At 35.0% G+C, this 15,880-nt stretch carries 19 protein-coding genes and 1 pseudogene; 13 read left to right on the top strand and 7 right to left on the bottom strand.

The genetic code is table 11. From position 1 onward, the window contains the following. The first annotated feature begins 34 nt into the window (after nucleotides 1-34). From psiE to HFU86_RS10980, 5 genes and pseudogenes are all read left to right on the top strand, one after another. Nucleotides 35-445 (top strand): phosphate-starvation-inducible protein PsiE, encoded by a 411-nt coding sequence (gene psiE / locus HFU86_RS11000; RefSeq protein WP_154599178.1) that lies wholly within the window; start codon nucleotides 35-37, stop codon nucleotides 443-445. 230 nt (nucleotides 446-675) lie between these two features. Beyond that, nucleotides 676-873 (top strand): DUF2767 family protein, encoded by a 198-nt coding sequence (locus tag HFU86_RS10995; protein WP_132496092.1) that lies wholly within the window; start codon nucleotides 676-678, stop codon nucleotides 871-873. A 500-nt stretch (nucleotides 874-1,373) separates the two neighbouring features. Next, entirely contained in the window at nucleotides 1,374-1,853 is a 480-nt protein-coding gene (locus tag HFU86_RS10990; protein WP_036979447.1) for a GNAT family N-acetyltransferase, read from the top strand. A 341-nt stretch (nucleotides 1,854-2,194) separates the two neighbouring features. After that, a pseudogene (locus tag HFU86_RS10985) lies at nucleotides 2,195-2,362 on the top strand (NADP-dependent isocitrate dehydrogenase); the annotation flags it as partial. Between the two features lie 446 nt (nucleotides 2,363-2,808). Next, a complete protein-coding gene (locus HFU86_RS10980; protein WP_187129263.1) occupies nucleotides 2,809-3,567 on the top strand; it encodes a YnfC family lipoprotein in 759 nt (252 codons plus the stop codon). 95 nt (nucleotides 3,568-3,662) lie between these two features. Here the strand turns inward: HFU86_RS10980 and HFU86_RS10975 are convergent, their stop codons facing one another. Then, entirely contained in the window at nucleotides 3,663-4,043 is a 381-nt protein-coding gene (locus HFU86_RS10975; RefSeq protein ID WP_036953139.1) for a DUF805 domain-containing protein, read from the bottom strand. A gap of 478 nt (nucleotides 4,044-4,521) precedes the next feature. On the opposite strand from HFU86_RS10975, the gene HFU86_RS10970 reads away from it, so the two are divergent. Further along, a complete protein-coding gene (locus HFU86_RS10970) occupies nucleotides 4,522-5,280 on the top strand; it encodes a YnfC family lipoprotein (RefSeq protein WP_187129262.1) in 759 nt (252 codons plus the stop codon). A 7-nt stretch (nucleotides 5,281-5,287) separates the two neighbouring features. On the opposite strand, the gene HFU86_RS10965 is transcribed toward HFU86_RS10970, so the two are convergent. Further along, nucleotides 5,288-5,857, bottom strand: a complete 570-nt coding sequence (locus HFU86_RS10965) for a cytochrome b/b6 domain-containing protein (RefSeq protein WP_187129261.1) — start codon at nucleotides 5,855-5,857, stop codon at nucleotides 5,288-5,290. A gap of 223 nt (nucleotides 5,858-6,080) precedes the next feature. On the opposite strand from HFU86_RS10965, the gene HFU86_RS10960 reads away from it, so the two are divergent. After that, the gene (locus HFU86_RS10960; RefSeq protein ID WP_187129260.1) at nucleotides 6,081-6,470 is read left to right on the top strand and encodes a nuclear transport factor 2 family protein; all 390 of its coding nucleotides are present in this window, start codon (nucleotides 6,081-6,083) and stop codon (nucleotides 6,468-6,470) included. 82 nt (nucleotides 6,471-6,552) lie between these two features. On the opposite strand, the gene HFU86_RS10955 is transcribed toward HFU86_RS10960, so the two are convergent. Next, the gene (locus HFU86_RS10955) at nucleotides 6,553-7,395 is read right to left on the bottom strand and encodes an MBL fold metallo-hydrolase (protein ID WP_132496085.1); all 843 of its coding nucleotides are present in this window, start codon (nucleotides 7,393-7,395) and stop codon (nucleotides 6,553-6,555) included. A gap of 208 nt (nucleotides 7,396-7,603) precedes the next feature. Between HFU86_RS10955 and HFU86_RS10950 the strand changes: the two genes are divergently transcribed. Together HFU86_RS10950 and HFU86_RS10945 are read left to right on the top strand one after the other, a co-directional pair. Continuing rightward, nucleotides 7,604-7,942 (top strand): GlpM family protein, encoded by a 339-nt coding sequence (locus tag HFU86_RS10950; RefSeq protein WP_132496084.1) that lies wholly within the window; start codon nucleotides 7,604-7,606, stop codon nucleotides 7,940-7,942. 225 nt (nucleotides 7,943-8,167) lie between these two features. Next, entirely contained in the window at nucleotides 8,168-8,509 is a 342-nt protein-coding gene (locus HFU86_RS10945) for a hypothetical protein (RefSeq protein WP_255425973.1), read from the top strand. Nucleotides 8,510-8,565: 56 nt separating this feature from the next. Here the strand turns inward: HFU86_RS10945 and HFU86_RS10940 are convergent, their stop codons facing one another. Beyond that, nucleotides 8,566-9,345 carry a class I SAM-dependent methyltransferase gene (locus HFU86_RS10940; protein WP_036953147.1) on the bottom strand — a complete coding sequence of 260 codons (780 nt, stop codon included), beginning with the start codon at nucleotides 9,343-9,345 and terminating at the stop codon, nucleotides 8,566-8,568. Between the two features lie 225 nt (nucleotides 9,346-9,570). Here HFU86_RS10940 and HFU86_RS10935 point away from each other — a divergent pair, with 225 nt between their 5' ends. Continuing rightward, on the top strand, nucleotides 9,571-9,915 hold the full coding sequence (locus HFU86_RS10935) for a DMT family protein (protein WP_036953148.1): 345 nt from the start codon (nucleotides 9,571-9,573) through the stop codon (nucleotides 9,913-9,915). Between the two features lie 61 nt (nucleotides 9,916-9,976). Here the strand turns inward: HFU86_RS10935 and HFU86_RS10930 are convergent, their stop codons facing one another. Next, the gene (locus HFU86_RS10930; protein WP_132496081.1) at nucleotides 9,977-11,128 is read right to left on the bottom strand and encodes a pyridoxal phosphate-dependent aminotransferase; all 1,152 of its coding nucleotides are present in this window, start codon (nucleotides 11,126-11,128) and stop codon (nucleotides 9,977-9,979) included. Nucleotides 11,129-11,405: 277 nt separating this feature from the next. Between HFU86_RS10930 and HFU86_RS10925 the strand changes: the two genes are divergently transcribed. Then, on the top strand, nucleotides 11,406-11,915 hold the full coding sequence (locus tag HFU86_RS10925) for a DUF1543 domain-containing protein (RefSeq protein ID WP_187129258.1): 510 nt from the start codon (nucleotides 11,406-11,408) through the stop codon (nucleotides 11,913-11,915). Nucleotides 11,916-11,983: 68 nt separating this feature from the next. Here HFU86_RS10925 and HFU86_RS10920 read toward each other — a convergent pair whose 3' ends face one another. After that, complete coding sequence (locus HFU86_RS10920; RefSeq protein WP_187129257.1) at nucleotides 11,984-12,331, bottom strand: hypothetical protein; 348 nt, start codon at nucleotides 12,329-12,331, stop codon at nucleotides 11,984-11,986. 338 nt (nucleotides 12,332-12,669) lie between these two features. Here HFU86_RS10920 and HFU86_RS10915 point away from each other — a divergent pair, with 338 nt between their 5' ends. Further along, entirely contained in the window at nucleotides 12,670-13,041 is a 372-nt protein-coding gene (locus tag HFU86_RS10915) for a hypothetical protein (RefSeq protein WP_187129256.1), read from the top strand. Nucleotides 13,042-13,338: 297 nt separating this feature from the next. On the opposite strand, the gene HFU86_RS10910 is transcribed toward HFU86_RS10915, so the two are convergent. Beyond that, complete coding sequence (locus HFU86_RS10910; protein WP_036953155.1) at nucleotides 13,339-13,587, bottom strand: DinI-like family protein; 249 nt, start codon at nucleotides 13,585-13,587, stop codon at nucleotides 13,339-13,341. A 653-nt stretch (nucleotides 13,588-14,240) separates the two neighbouring features. Between HFU86_RS10910 and HFU86_RS10905 the strand changes: the two genes are divergently transcribed. Continuing rightward, nucleotides 14,241-15,698 (top strand): alanine/glycine:cation symporter family protein, encoded by a 1,458-nt coding sequence (locus HFU86_RS10905; RefSeq protein WP_132496077.1) that lies wholly within the window; start codon nucleotides 14,241-14,243, stop codon nucleotides 15,696-15,698. Nucleotides 15,699-15,880: the final 182 nt, after the last annotated feature.

Below are 15,880 nucleotides of genomic sequence, written 5' to 3'. Positions count from 1 at the left end.
TAATATCAAAGGATTAATATCCTGTGGGTGTATCATGTCAGGACTAAGTCAATCCAAATTGATTTGTAGAATATTGCAGTGGATTAGTAGTGCCGCATTACTTTTACTTGCTGTTATATTAATAGCCTTTTTAATAAAAGAAACTGTTGTATTAGCAGGGTTATTATTTACAGCTAATGATTCCATATCAATTTATTTATTAGTAGATGGCCTTATTGTTTATTTTTTATACTTTGAGTTCATTGCATTGATTATTAAATATTTTCAATCTAACTATCATTTTCCATTACAGTATTTTATCTATATTGCAATTACTGCAGTAATTAGGTTAATAGTGGTTGAGCATAAAGATCCACAACTCTTTATTATTTACTCCGTATCAATATTAGTACTTATTTTTGCTCTATATGTTTCCAATGCTGATAGGTTAAAGCCCAAAGAATGATTTTATTATAAAATAAATAATTAGCTTAATGATAAGCTATGGTAGGAAAGTTGATCTAAACAAGTAAAATAATTAATGAACTAAAAATCAGAAAATGTTTGAATATGAAAAATATTAAATGAATTCATTAAATTTTTTACAGAAAAATTAATTATAGTAAAACTATACAAATCTTATCTGGGAATTACGTTAACTAAGTGATACTGTTGAGAGAATACTCAGAGGTGATTATGGATACGGATAAAGATGTAATTTATATGCGAATATGCCAAGTAGTTGGTCGGGCTGTTATGTTGCTAAATGAGTCAAAGCATAACATTACTGGAGAGCGCATATCTGCGATCTTAAAAGAGCAAAAAGAAAGTGAGCAAGAGAAACAAATGATTACCATATATGCCATTGCAATTGATTTAATGGATTCTAGATGAACGAATTAATTTCTAATATTATCAATAACTTAAAAACCTCTATTTTTGCTATGTAAAAGATAGAATATTAATGATAATGTCATAAATATCAGATGATTAATATAGCTATATACTGCTGCGTCATGGAAAATGATGCGAAGCGATATCTGATCCCCTTAACACAAGATAATGTTGTTCTAAAAAAGTTATAATAAGGTACTTATTCAGTGTAAACCTTTAAGTTTTGGTCTCCATCAGCTTTGTGCCATGAGCGGAAATTCAAACGGACGCTGTAAATAATTAAAAAAGTCCGATGTAATGGAGCGCAGCAGTGAATATGATTTATTTCTTAGAAGAAATATCATCAGAAGTGTTCTAATAGCTTATCTTGATAGATGTGATAAGTTCTACTATCCCAATTCTTTGCTGAATAGGTCATGAAAGTATCATTAGAACCATAACGTTATGATAATGTCAGTAGAATTATTTTATTCATGCATTTTTTCATAAGGGATCCGTATTTGATTTTAGAATTTAAAAGACTAACAGAGGTCAATGTTAGCAATATTATTACGCTCAATAACCATCCTGATGTATTACGGCACATGCCATTGGGAAGCCCCGATTTTAACTACCAAAAGTGTATAGAATGGGTGGCACAAAAAGATGCTCAATGGAAAGAACATGGTTATGGCCCGTGGGCAATTATGATTAATGAGCATTTTGCTGGGTGGGGGGGATTACAATATGAAGACGGTGATGCAGACCTTGCCCTGGTGCTTCACCCAGATTATTGGGGGGCTGGTAAAATAATCTATGACGAAATTATCAGACGTGCTTTCTGTGAGATGAAACTAGAAAGCATCACTATTTTACTGCCCTTGAGTAGGGTAAAAATTAAAACTATTTTACGGTTGGGTTTTCAACCTGATGGTGAAGTGATGTTTGATAGCATATGTTTTCGTCGGTTCCGCTTATTAGCAACGCAAGAGCCTATATAAAGTAGGTTGTTACCTAAAAATGCATTAGCGGTCGCGCTAACCATGCATTCCTGAACAGGGATAATTATGAACGTCCGCTTATTGTTCAAACCAGACACTCGAGTTTAGCTGTCTAATTAAAGCAAAGATAATTTAAGCGATTAGAAAAGACGATTATTGTGATGGGTTAATTGTGTTAAAATCGATTAATTTCCACTCAATGTTTGAGAAATAGCAGTTATCAAAACTAAATTAATCATTTATGTTATCAATGACTTAAAACTCTCTGTTTTTATCATGAAAAAGATAAAATATTTATAGTAATATGATAAATATCAGATGGTTATGATTAATGTATCTATATACTGCTGCGCCACATGGGTTGGGTTGAAGCGGCAGACTTAATCGTTAAAGGTATGGAAGGCGCAATCGCGGCTAAGACTGTAACTTACGATTTCGAACGTCAATTAGAAGGCGCTAAATTACTGAAATGTAGCGAATTCGGCGACGCAATCATTAAACACATGTAATTTATTACGTAGTGTGATTAATAACGGGAGCCTAAAAACTCCCGTTTTTTTCGGGTTTTTCTCTCAAAAATGCATAAATTAATTTCATTAGACTATAGGTCGCATAACCAAAATTTGGAAAACTTAAAAGGGTTAAAATATATATTAATTAATAGTATTTAGCCTTGTATTTACAGCTGCCTAGTGCAGTCTTTTATTAATTCTAAACAATCAAATAGGTATGAATCCTATTATCTAAAGATTATCTTAATGCAATGTGAAGACATTTAATGAATAAGTGTTTGTACTTACTTTTGCATAAGGAAATGGCGCTGGAAGTTAGTTTGATAAATGTTAATATGATAAGAATTATTTGTAGTGAAATTAATGAAGTAAATAAAAATTAGAAAAGAATCGTTATAAAGTTTAGAACACAGCAAATTAGCAATTCTGAGGTATAGAATTATATGAATAACAAATACTTAGCTTCAATTGTTCAATTGGCATTATTTACCGTCTCTTTTCAATCTGCAGCATTTCAAAAAAATGAGTATAACCCGATCGTTTTTAATTTTGCTCAACTCTATGATTTTAATCCAGTTAAAGGCAATATCAAAGAACTGAATACCTTTGTTTATAATGAGGATGAAACCATTAATTATCAGTCTGCATTAAGGGTTGGTCGTGATGGTTGTGTTGATAGCTTCACGATGAAACAAAAAAAAGATGAGTATTTAAATAGCATTGATAACTGGCTTTCAATCAAACGAGACAAAAATAAATTAGTGGGTTCAGATGCAAATGGACCTGTTGAAATGGAAGTGGCAGAGAATTGTTTGATTATTTCAAGAACTGATAGTAATGGAAAGTTAATATATCAGTACAATAATGATGGGATAATTATAGGCTCAATGAGTGCAGAGCCTAAAGTTCAATACAGCGAAAACACGTATAACAAGAATAACCTTCCTGAGACGATAAAATATTATAAAGATAATATTGTGTTCTCGGAAAGTATCATTAGCTACGGCAAAGACGTAACAAAGCCATTTGATCTTCAAATGGAAATTAAGGCACTTGAACTGCCTATCTTAGTTGTTGATTCTAAATGTGATTATGACAAGCAAAATATTGCACACAAATGCAATTTTATACTCACAATCGTATCAAATGGAAAAACAATAAAGTTACCTAAAAGAAGTGTTACGGAAACTGTATTTTACTAGCAGCTAATGGATTGAAGTAAATAGATTAAAGATGCTATGAAGAGAGTTTTAAAAGACGGTTAAATAAGCCCCTTACATAATAAGGGGCACTATTTTTATGCTTTTGGATCTGCGCCAAAACGGTTGTCGCCTTTAGTACCCTCTAAGCACATGAAGACGAGTAAAACGATCGCACCAAATGGGATAAATGAGATTAAATACCACCAGCCTGATTTTTCAGTATCATGTAAGCGACGTACAGATACAGCAATGGAAGGGACGATAGTGGCTAACGCATAGATCCCTAATAAAATTCCAGCGATCATTCCTAATCCACCCATTTCGCCTGTTGTGTAATCAACAGATGAAATGATCAATGCATATAGAACCATAATGATGATCATGTTAATAAGAGTAAACATCCAATACTCTTTACGTCTAGCACGACCTTCGAAATTAGCATAGTTATTTTTGATGACTTCTAAATACCAATTCATGTTTATTCCTTGACGAAAAATTGAGTGGTGAGTATAGGTAGAACTTAAATTTGTGTAAATCAGCATTATCTGTATATTTCAAGATAACAGTAAGATAACTCTCAATAAATTAATCCATCTCCCATGAGATAATCTGTTAAAAACAGGCATGCTTGCGAAACTTTACATTAATTCTAGCAGCTTATTTCACTTTGCTAAAAGATTGTGCTGGTTTTTTCCTATTTTAAAAATGTATGACTTAAATGGAAATAGTTTTATGTTAGAGATAAAGATAGTATGACCGAGAGTATTTGTATGGTAGTGCATCTAAGCTCTAAATTTCTTGAGCTCAGTGAGGTAATCTAACCTTTAACTTTAAAGGTAAGCACAGTAAAATTAGGCGCATCCTTCTGGTGGTGTTTTTACGTATAAAATTTCAAGTTCATTAAAATAAATAGTAATTTAACTATCAGAATAAATATAAAAATTAGAGGACAGCATGAATATTAAGTTCTTATCACTGGCTTCCAGCATAACAACATTTTTTTTACCATTTCAGGCCGGTGCAGTCCCTATGGATAAATATAACCCGGTTGTTTTTAATATGGCTCAACTGTATGATTTTAATCCAGTAAAAGGCAATGTTAAGCATGTTAAATCTGTCGTTTATAATAAAGATGGTTCTATAAACTATGAGTCAGATTTGAAAATAGCAAAGGATGGCTGTATTGAAAGCTTTAGCATGACTCGTACAAAAGATGAGTATATTAATAGTGTACATAATGAGCTTTCTGTTAAACGTGAGAAGAATAAATTGATTGGTCAAGATTCTAATGGACCAGTAGAAATGGAAATTGGAAATAATTGTTTAATTCTATCTAAAAAAGACTCCGATGGGAAATTAACCTACCAGTATAATGCCGATGGTTTCATTAATAGCTCATGGGTCGCGGAACCTAAAACCAAGCTCAGTGCGTTCCACTATGATGAAAATAATCGCTCATACAATGTTTCCTATTATAATGATAATAAATTGTTTTCAGAGATTTCCGTAAGGTATACGAGTGATGAAACTAAGCCGTATGATCTTATTCTAGAAGTTAAAGTGCTCGATCAGTCTGTGCTAACTGTTGATACTCAATGTGAGTATAACCAGCAGGGCGTGTCGCATAAGTGCCAATTTGTATTGACACTTATTTCGGATGGAAAGCAAATTACATTGAAGAAACATAGTACGACGGATGCTTCATTCTATTAGTTGTAGGTTAATGGGGTGTTTTTCTCCATAGGATAAAATGCAATAAGCCCATAAGACCATGTCCCACAATATAAACTTCGATTAGTCCTGTGAGTGTTTTATGAATATTTCTTGCTTCAGGGGCTAATGATGAGTTTTGCCACCATAAAATAAACCAAGTTACACCAGAAAGGATAACTAGCGCCAATGCACCCAGTCCAAGCCCTTGGACACTTGTTGCTAACCCTTTAGGTGAGCTGTCAGGAAGCTTTAAATTAAATAAGCTTCTGATATCGTTTTTTATCTGAGTGAGATCCCCCCATAAATAAGGATAGAAATATCGAAATCCTCGATTTGAGAGACAGACAAAAATGAGAATAACCGCTAAAAATAATAAACAAAACCCAATGATAATGTGTAGCCAAGTAAAATAATACGTAAGCCCACTTGTTGGGATTACGCCACTTTTACTGACAGACATCCAATTGCTGATGATAATTTGCCCAATGACCAATAAAAATATCATGCAATGAGTTAAGCGAACCGCGGGCGTTTGATAAACACCAAAAAACTGCCAAATAGATTTAAACAGTTTCATGTTATTCCTTAAAAGAATTCTTTTTCTATTACTCTATGTTGTAGTCTTTTTACTTATGAAATTCAATAAGTTTATTTTGATGATAAGAATTAGATGAATAGATTTACGTAATGTAAATAAGAATTATTTTTATCCAATAAAAGACAGAGTGATTGAAAGTCATGTGATTTGACCGAATATAACATTAAGAAATGCAAAATTAATATTATATTGGGAAATAGTCATGAATAAGATGGTATTTGTGGAGCAGGCATTAAAAGCGGTTCTTGGTAAACAAATTGGAGAGTTAGCTATAATTAAGCAATTTTTCTCATCGGATTATGTGCAAGTAGTTGACGGAAAACAGATTAATTTTTCTGAGTTCTACGCGCATATGCAGGTTTTAAAAGAAGCCACCGAGAGCATTACGATAGAAATTAAGTCAATTGCAGAAGGTGAAAATTGTGTTCATACGCAACATATTGCGAAAGCAATAAAAAAAGAGGGCACGGTGAGTGAATTTGAAGTATTTGCTTGCTTTCATTTGATGGATGGAAAAATTATTCGATGTGAAGAGCTGACGAGAATGTTATCTGGCTCAAAACACGATAATGATTTGGGCTCTAGAACATAAATATATTTATAAAGGCAATCAACATGAAGCCATGTAGCTAATATAGGGGTTATTGTAATTAGCTACATGATTAAGTGCTATTTTATGCAGGATAAGTGAGTTGCATACCGGTTCCAACTTCTTGTACAGGGGCGTGTTTTGCCAAATGAATTTTAGCAGCCAAGTCCGTGCAATGGCATGGGTGGATCTGCAATAAATTCTGTTTTTTAAAATACTCACTGGTTTGGTTTAACAGCTCATCGGATGCTTTTTGTAAATGAAATCCACCGATGACAGTCACAATTTTGTCTATTTTAGTGACTCGCTTAGCATGCTCGACAATGTTACAGATCCCTGAGTGTGAGCATCCCGTAATAACAATCAGCCCCTCAGAGGTTTTAATCGCAAGGGCGCTGTCATCCAGTACATAATCATCAACACTGTTATTATGTTCATCGATAGTTTTACCTACCGGCTCTTTTCCTTCAAACGTGTTATTTCTTGGGATCTCACCTAAGAAAATGACATTCTCAGAAACAGAGTAAGAACCTTTAGTTTCAACTGTATCAAAGTAGGCGGTTAAAACATTCTTAGGGGTATTCGCGCCAATAACTTTTGAGTGATAACTTTTAGGTTGCAAAGCGTCCGGATGATAAATCAATTTTTTGGATTGCTGGGATTCAACATTTCGGCGATCTAAATATTGAATAAGGTGATTAATTCCCCATGTGTGGTCATTATGACCATGGGATAAAACGAGGTCAGTAATTTGAGCAAGGTCGATATTGAGGATATTGGCATTGTTAATGAAAACATCGGAATAGCCAGTATCAAATAGGATTTTTTTACCGTCAGCTTCAATGTGATAGCAAACTGCGGGTTCGCCACAAAAATAACTGTCAATCAGGGTGTTGTTATCAACGAGTACAGAAATTTTTATTGTCATTTTTATCTCTTTAGTTGTTTCATTATACAAAGAGGTTATATCAGAATAATGGCAAAAAATATTCAACCATCGATAAACATATAGGGTGTAAAAAATCACATGTTTAAATATGTGATCGGGAAAGGGTTGTTTATGAAAGCGAACTAGTCAATGCGGGTGCTTTAGAGTGATAATCAATACAAATACTCTTAACCCTATTGAGTTTGCTATGATTTCGTTATTGGTAAAATGCTTGTTTGGTGCACTCGCTGTTTTAGTTATCGCGATCCTCTCGCGTAGCAAAATTTATTATATTGCGGGATTGGTTCCTTTGTTTCCTACTTTTGCATTAATTGCCCATGTGATCGTGGTTCAGGAGCAAGGTGCGGAGGCATTAAGAAAAACAGCATTATTTGGTTTATGGTCACTAATCCCTTATGCAATGTATTTAATCACTGTTTATGTCTTTGCAACCAAATTAACACCGTGGATTTGTTTAAGTTTAGCGACGTTGATTTGGATAATTACCGCAGCTGTTTTAGTGTATTTCTGGCAACTTGCACAGTGAAATCTATTGTTTTAACTTCTTTGTTGAGTAAATTGAATGAAATATGCGTTTTTCAACACTTAAATTTTTATACAACATTTCTGTGTTAGATTTGCACTCGAATTATTTTTTAGACGATTTATAATAATACTTAGTGTGTTCTAATTCGCCATTCTATAGAGAAAAATGTTACTAAGAGTCCTTGTAGTATTATTAGTCGCGGGCTGTTCCTACATAGCAGGTGTGATGACAGAAGTTTCTTCAGATACAGAGATGGACGCAGAGAGTAAAGTCAAAAGCGCCGTTGAAGATTTTCTGGTATATCCATCAGCCGCAACATACAAAAATGTGAAATATCATGTTCTGAATCAGAATGAAGAGGGCGATGAGACTGGCTACTATTGTGGTGAAGTTTTTGGGTTTGAAGATGGTTTACCTTACGGATATAAACGATTTATTGTTCGTTTACATAAAAACAAAGAAGGTAAAACAGTGGTTTCTATTCCACTGGTGGAAAAAGTTGATGACATTGTTCCTGTTGAACAATTTGGCCCTATCTGGGAACGTTATTGCAATCGAGAGTCATAAATCATAATAATTAAAAGGCAGATTGATCTTTGTATTATCAACTCTGCCTTATGATTTCATGGTTTTATTGCCAATGTAGCTAGGAATGTTGGCAAGAAATTATCGATAACAAAACGAGGATTTGGCTGCCAATCTTCTTGAAAACCTGCAATGTTAAAGCCCGCCTGTATTTGCCCACCAATTAAGTCCGTCAGTGAATGACCAAAGACAAACGCTTCTTGCTTTGCTTGTTTCGATGCCACCTGTTCCTGCGATAAGTTATCTAATTCTGAAAACGGCATGGTATATCGTGGTCGAATAATTGTATTTTCAGTAGGACTTTTATCTCTATCATCAACAAATACGACAGGGTTAAAAAAGCTTGAGAGCAATCGACCTTGCGGTTTAAGTACCCGAAAGCATTCTTGCCATACAGGATTAACATCGGGAATGTATAAGTTTGAAATTGGGTGAAAAATAATATCAAATGAATTGTCTTCAAACATAGGGAGATAACGCATATCACCTTGAACTGTTGTCAGTGCTAGATTATCCCTCTTAGCCACCATACTATCTTGCGCTAACTGTTTTTCTGACAAATCAAATACTGTCACGATAGCGCCCACAGCAGCCAATATTGGCGCTTGCTGCCCACCAGCAGAAGCTAAACAGAGAATTTTTTTCCCTTTTACGTCACCAAGCCAAGCTTTATTTAATGGGGTTGGCGTTAGATGAATTTCCCAATTTCCTTTTTTTGCTTCTTCAATTGTTTGGCTATCAACCGGAGTAGACCAAGGTTGTTGAGATGCCGCTTGTTTATCCCATGCCTTTTGGTTTGCAGTAATAAAATCCGTCATAAAGTGTACCTATGCATACATTAATTGAGGTCATTGTAGTCACTGTAAGATTAAAGTAAATAAAAATGTACCAATAAGTACAATTAATTTCCATGTTGGGAAATAATGCAAGCTATTTGGTTGGTTATATGTGAAAGCAATAATGAACAAGTATGGGAAGATGATTGAAATTAAGGGGTGTTATTCGCATAATATATGCATATTTGAACTCGCCATTGGCTTATCATGCTAGCAAAATTCTATCCTGTTATCTTATTGGTTATTTCCAATGTATTTATGATGTTCGCTTGGTATGGACATTTAAAATTTACGAATAAGCCATTATATATAGTCATATTCTTTAGTTGGTTGATTGCATTTGTAGAATACTGTTTCGCGGTACCTGCAAATCGCTTAGGGCACCAATATTACAGCGCCGCTGAATTGAAGACGATGCAAGAAGTGATTACGTTATGCGTATTCGCTGGGTTTTCTGTGCTTTATCTAGGTGAGAGTTTTACAATAAACCATATCATTGGCTTTATTCTTATTTTTGCAGGCGCATTTTTTATTTTTAAAGGTCCTTTTTAGTGAACAGCATCTTCTACTTTATAGAAAGTAGAAGATGCTTAATAAATAATGGGATTTTTACTTACACCCAACCTTTTTGACGAAACTCTTTAAGTACCGCAACGAACTGCTCCATTTCTTGTGGGGTACCTAAGGTTAAGCGGTTCCAACCCATAACAGGTGGAAATTCTCTGCCAACCATAATATTGGCCTCTTTCATACGCTGTTTATAAGTTTTCACATCACCTTTTACTTTGTGGAAAATAAAGTTAGCTTGTGATGGCGCATACTCTAAGCCTAATTCATTAAGCGCAGTTTCAACGATTTTACGTGAAAGATTGTTAGATTTAAGGCTATATTCCAGGAATTTCTTATCTTTCAATGATGCAATGGCAGCGACAGCACCGGCAGTATTGGTGTTATCAATCGAGATAAACTCATCAACCGCTTCAATGATTTCAGGGGTTGCAATGCCGTATCCCACTCGTAGGCCAGCTAATGCGTAAATTTTCGAGAAAGTCCGTGTCACTATTAGGTTTTTTTGTCCTGCTTTGACTAATTCAATTGCGCTTACAAACTGTGGATCTTCAACAAATTCCGCGTAGGCTTCATCAACAATAAAAAACTGTTTATCTGAAGCTTTTTTCATCCAGTTATCGAGTGGGCTATGCGGAGTTATCATCGCCGTTGGGTTGTTTGGATTACAGATATATATAATGGATAAACCATCGTAATCATTGGCGATTTGCTCCATTTTTTTCAGGTCAAAACTCAAGTCCGATTTTAATGGAACTTTAGTAATTTCTACACCGAGTGGGAGAGCATAAAGTTCAGCATAGTTAAATGTTGGATCTGGGGTGACAAGTTGAATTTTTATGCCATCTTTTCTTGCTTTATTTGCGAGCATGGCGACAGCCGCCTGAATGGTTTCTGACGAACCATTTCCGAGGGTCACATTCTTGCTGTCTAGGCTATGCAGTGTGCCAATATTGCCAATAAGCTCAGAGCGTGCGTCATCAGGGTAGCGGAATGAACCGGGTAAAGCTTCAATAACCGCTTTTTGTGCACTGGGTGACATTCCCAATGAGTTCTCATTGAAATTGAGTAATAAAGGATGTTGGGCATTTGGTTTAACAAGTGCGCTAGTATTTGCACTTGCTTGATTTAAAACTGAATTTAGTGCTAATCCACCTGCAACAAGTGAGCTTGATTTTAGAAAAGAACGACGATCCATAATGAGTCCCTGAAATATATTTATCTTGTGTGATTAGATTACTCGAAATAATTCAGTTGTAAATAAATATATAGTTAAAGTGATTTTTTATTCATTTTGTTATGTTTCAAAAGGCTGATTTGAAACGGAGATAATTTTCAAATCTCTCTAATTGATTGATTATAAATAGTAATTTTGATTATTTTTAATTTTAGGGAACGGTGTTAATTATTGCAAATTGAATTGATATGGTTGTATATTGTTATGTATAACGATAACTAATCACAGAGAGACAATAATGAAGCTATTTATGTTTTATGTTGGTGGTAATGCCGGAAAATCCAATATTGAGGTGCACGATGTTCAGTTTGCGGCAGTCAACACACCAAAAGAAGCTTGGCCACTATTGCGAGATGCATGGTTTGGGGATAAAGATAAAATTCATGTGGATGGGTATGCAGATATCAATTGGGCAGATGGGTTCGACATCAGTTTGAGCAAAGAACCATCAGAAAGTGAATACAGACTCTATTTTATTAATGTAGGTGGATATATTTCATCAACACTTGCGGAGCTGCATGAGTTTGATCTCTTTGTGGCAAAAAATGCCCAAGAAGCTAAACAAAAAGCAATTAGCCAACTCTTAGTGAATAGCCAGCAACAGCATAAAGATAATTTAAAAGATGTTGATGATTGTTTATTACTACAAAAAATTGGTGAATATTATATTCACCTAAATAAAAATGAGAATGGAAATAGATATCAACCATTATGGCAAGGATATTTACCAATAGGTATAAATAGCTAAATTTTAGTTAATATGTAATAGCCAGCATTATTAAAGATATTACTGGCTATTATTATTCAGAGTGAAATTTATTGAGCTTCTTGTGTCGCTAAGCTAGGTGAAATTTCAATCACTGCCACTTTCACCATATATTTTTTATTATTCTCACCCTTTGGTACTTCCGCTGTGATTTTCTTTAACGCCTCTTCTGGTTGAGTGGTTTGTACAGCTGTGGAGTATTGCATCATTCCTTGATGGCGTCCCATATATTGCCCACGGTAAGTACCATCACAGGGCCTGTCATACTGAGATTGACTGGATCCGTTACACCAAGTTCCATTGCCATTTCGGTGATAACCATTACCGTGATAAGCAAATGTAGAGAAACTCACTGCTAATAAGCTGCCGACTAAAATAAGTGATTTTAAATTTTTCATTTTGATTCTCCTCTTTATTTATTATCAGGTTGCCACTGTGGTTTTTTATTTCAATCTTATTTACTTAAATATAGGGGAGTTTCATATTTAAAACACAGTTATTCATTATTTCTTCACACTGATAAAAATTTGTTAAATAAATATTGGTATTATTCTAATGTTTGAAAGACAATATTATATAAGCTATAGAATTTTAAATGTAAAATAAATTTATTTTTATTCTGTCAATTAAATAGAACTTTTTGTGCGGCATGAATATCGAGATACTTATTATTGATGGGGTAAAGGTGTTAACATAATCGATAAGCCCATAAGTGTAGTATGAGAAGGATTTGAGATTGAAACGTATAAAAAGTAAGCTACTGATAGTGATTTTACTGGCGTTAGGCGCATTTGCTTATCAGTTTTATACAACGATCGGTGACAGTGATGTCACTAAGCAAGCTGAAAAGCTTATCGAGAATAAGTTAAGTTCAGGTAGTCCTCTGACTTTTGAGGATGTCAAAATTGTCCTGAAAAGCGAATTTAAAGAAGGTGAAAGCTACCGAGTCTGTGGTTTTTATCAAATCAGTGAGAAAGGTGATAAGTTACCGTTTGTTGCTAGCGTCAGTGTTCAAGGTGGAAAATTCTCTGAACATCATCAATTGATCACCAGTGATACACCAGAACTACGCACTGCCATTGTGTCATTGTGTGAGAAATCACAGTAATTCTATCTAGAGTATTTACGGTATAGCTACGTACTCAATTCAGGCGTTCGCCTACATTTTCCCCATAAAAAAAGCCAGTAATGAATACTGGCTGCTATAAATTAGCAAAAGCAATGTAAATGAAAATTCGTTATATACATTATCATATAACGCTTAAAAGAAAAGGACTTTTATACAAAGTTGACTAACATCATCATTAACTATGATCTTGATCAGGGTTTGAAATAGGGGAAGGGCGAGAGGGATGAGTTCCAGCCTAGCGGTTATCGCTGGAGGCTGGAAAATAGAGCTAGAGTATTATGCTTTTAACCAGTGACCATGATGGAATACATCTTCAACCAGTTCATGGAGAACGATATGGGCTTCTTTATCATCATGGAAGCCTTTGGTATTGAAGGTGGTTGCACCACTGTCATGTGTAATAAAAAGGTTACTACCTGGGTATACTTCTAAAACTCTGGCATGTAATTCAGCAGTGAACGCGTCGTAGGATTTTTCAGAGAGCGTTGAGACTAAATCGTCAGAAACTTTGATGTGGATTTCCATATATTACCCTTTGATGTAGAAAGCAAATTAGCGATAAGTGTATTGGTATCATAAAACATTAGCAATAATCTTATTATGATGATTGCAAAACGATTATTCTACTCTGAAATAGGTTTGAGCGGTAGATTTAAAATATAATTCAATGAAGACGTATCAAACTATATTTAATATTTATCATCAATGATTATTCAAAGGAGTAATCATTAAAATTCACCAATTAGTTATTCAATTTAAAAAATAATCAAATATCATTTAACCAAATACGCTTTCACTTAATTAAATTTAATGATTTTTTACTTATAACAGTAAATTCTGGTTAAAAAATATCATATTTTTAATCAATTGATTGAGATTGTTCTTAAATTAACCGTTCTGGTTGTATCACTTTGTTTTAATAATTATTTTATTTCGATTTTTTACTCTTGCTTGCATGGTTGTTCTCTGTCCTCAGTATTAAATAGGCTGATGGTCAGAAAAAAATTTACAGAGAAAGTAAAAAAAATATAATTCATGGGTCTTGTTTAATAACATTGATTATTCATGATAAACCATCATGGTTTATATTTTTATTTGTTTAATTACTTAAATAATATGGAGCTAAATAACTCACCAACTAATACCTCTATTAGTGGATATAATAAAAGGAGCATAATTTGATAGAATTTATAAACTCAATCAGCAATCTTATTTGGGGCTCGTTATTAATTTATTTATTATTGGGAGCCGGTTTATATTTTACAATACGATCTAAATTTATTCAGTTTAGGCATTTTGGTCACATGTTCGGAGTACTGAAAAATAGCACTCAATCGGACAGTTCAGGTATTTCTTCATTCCAAGCACTATGTACCAGCCTAGCGGCACGAGTCGGTACTGGAAATCTAACGGGTGTTGCTATCGCGATTACGGCAGGCGGCCCTGGCGCTATATTCTGGATGTGGGTCGTTGCATTATTAGGAATGGCAACATCATTTGTTGAATGTACATTAGCGCAGCTTTATAAAACCAAAGATGACCAAGGTAACTATCGCGGCGGACCTTCTTATTACATGGAGAAAGGCTTAAAACAGCGCTGGATGGGTGTATTGTTCTCCATCTTCTTAATTATTGCATTTGGTTTGGTTTTTAATGCAGTTCAAGCGAACTCCATTGCACAAGCAACTGCTGTGGCATTTGATTTTAACCCACTCTATGTTGGAATTACCTTAGTGATCCTCAGTGGCATCATTATTTTTGGTGGATTAAGATCAATTGCTAAAGTTGCCGAATTGGTTGTGCCAATCATGGCTATTGCTTATTTAGTACTGGCTTTCTGGGTCGTCGGTCAAAATATTGAGCGCTTACCTGATGTCTTTATGCTGATTTTCCGTAGCGCCTTTGGTTTACAGGAAGCCGCAGGCGGTGCAATTGGTTATGGTATCGCTCAAGCGATGACGCAAGGCATTCAGCGGGGATTATTCTCGAATGAAGCCGGAATGGGGTCTGCACCAAATGCGGCGGCATCTGCGTCACCTTATCCACCACATCCTGCCTCCCAAGGCTATGTCCAAATGTTGGGTGTATTCATGGATACCATTGTGATCTGTAGCGCTACAGCCATTATTATTTTGGCTTCTGGCGTGTTAGATGGTCCGGTGGGTAAAATCAATGGCATTGAGCTGACTCAGCTAGCTTTATCTTCTGCGGTGGGCAGCTGGGGAAGTATCTTCGTTGCGATTGCAATTTTCTTTTTTGCCTTCACATCCATCATTGCCAACTATGCTTATGCAGAAAGCAATATGATTTTCTTGGAAAATAATCATACCGCAGGGCTATTTATTTTCCGCTTAGCGACATTGGGCATGGTGATGTTCGGGGCGCTCGGTGAAATGCCACTGATTTGGAAACTTGCGGATATTTCGATGGGCTTAATGGCAGTTACAAACTTGATTGCCATCCTCTTGTTGTCCGGTGTGGCATTTAAACTCGCGAAAGATTACAACCAACAGTTAGGTGCGGGCAAAATTCCAACATTTGATATTAATGATCATCCAGAGCTGAAAAAGCAGCTCAATGAAGGAATTTGGGAAAAAGAGTCGGTTGAGCAGTGGGTTAAGAACGAGGCACACTAATTTTGCGATAGCTGGATGCAGTTGACCGCAGTTGAAAATTAATAGAAATGTAAGGCGCTTGGATTTATTTCTAAGCGCCTTTTTTATTCTTCATTCTCTGGTCAATAAATATAAAAAACTTGCTTTATTGCCTTTAGAGCGTAAGGTTTTGGAGGAAAATAATAACCAAGATAAATATGAAA

It is taken from the genome of Providencia sp. JUb39, from assembly GCF_012272845.1.
In the GTDB taxonomy this organism is placed as follows: Bacteria; Pseudomonadota; Gammaproteobacteria; order Enterobacterales; family Enterobacteriaceae; genus Providencia; species Providencia lanzhouensis.
The sequence above is the reverse complement of the archived record's forward strand: the minus strand, read 5'-3'. Positions and strand labels throughout refer to the sequence as shown.

Bases quoted from the DNA above. Each gene is read 5' to 3' on its own strand.
- psiE (WP_154599178.1), top strand. From the start codon at position 35: ATGTCAGGACTAAGTCAATCCAAATTGATTTGTAGAATATTGCAGTGG.
- HFU86_RS10960 (WP_187129260.1), top strand. From the start codon at position 6,081: ATGAATAAGATGGTATTTGTGGAGCAGGCATTAAAAGCGGTTCTTGGT.
- HFU86_RS10955 (WP_132496085.1), bottom strand. From the start codon at position 7,395: ATGACAATAAAAATTTCTGTACTCGTTGATAACAACACCCTGATTGAC.
- HFU86_RS10940 (WP_036953147.1), bottom strand. From the start codon at position 9,345: ATGACGGATTTTATTACTGCAAACCAAAAGGCATGGGATAAACAAGCG.
- HFU86_RS10930 (WP_132496081.1), bottom strand. From the start codon at position 11,128: ATGGATCGTCGTTCTTTTCTAAAATCAAGCTCACTTGTTGCAGGTGGA.
- HFU86_RS10995 (WP_132496092.1), top strand. From the start codon at position 676: ATGGATACGGATAAAGATGTAATTTATATGCGAATATGCCAAGTAGTT.
- HFU86_RS10910 (WP_036953155.1), bottom strand. From the start codon at position 13,587: ATGGAAATCCACATCAAAGTTTCTGACGATTTAGTCTCAACGCTCTCT.
- HFU86_RS10950 (WP_132496084.1), top strand. From the start codon at position 7,604: ATGATTTCGTTATTGGTAAAATGCTTGTTTGGTGCACTCGCTGTTTTA.
- HFU86_RS10935 (WP_036953148.1), top strand. From the start codon at position 9,571: ATGCTAGCAAAATTCTATCCTGTTATCTTATTGGTTATTTCCAATGTA.
- HFU86_RS10965 (WP_187129261.1), bottom strand. From the start codon at position 5,857: ATGAAACTGTTTAAATCTATTTGGCAGTTTTTTGGTGTTTATCAAACG.
- HFU86_RS10945 (WP_255425973.1), top strand. From the start codon at position 8,168: ATGACAGAAGTTTCTTCAGATACAGAGATGGACGCAGAGAGTAAAGTC.
- HFU86_RS10980 (WP_187129263.1), top strand. From the start codon at position 2,809: ATGAATAACAAATACTTAGCTTCAATTGTTCAATTGGCATTATTTACC.
- HFU86_RS10970 (WP_187129262.1), top strand. From the start codon at position 4,522: ATGAATATTAAGTTCTTATCACTGGCTTCCAGCATAACAACATTTTTT.
- HFU86_RS10920 (WP_187129257.1), bottom strand. From the start codon at position 12,331: ATGAAAAATTTAAAATCACTTATTTTAGTCGGCAGCTTATTAGCAGTG.
- HFU86_RS10925 (WP_187129258.1), top strand. From the start codon at position 11,406: ATGAAGCTATTTATGTTTTATGTTGGTGGTAATGCCGGAAAATCCAAT.
- HFU86_RS10975 (WP_036953139.1), bottom strand. From the start codon at position 4,043: ATGAATTGGTATTTAGAAGTCATCAAAAATAACTATGCTAATTTCGAA.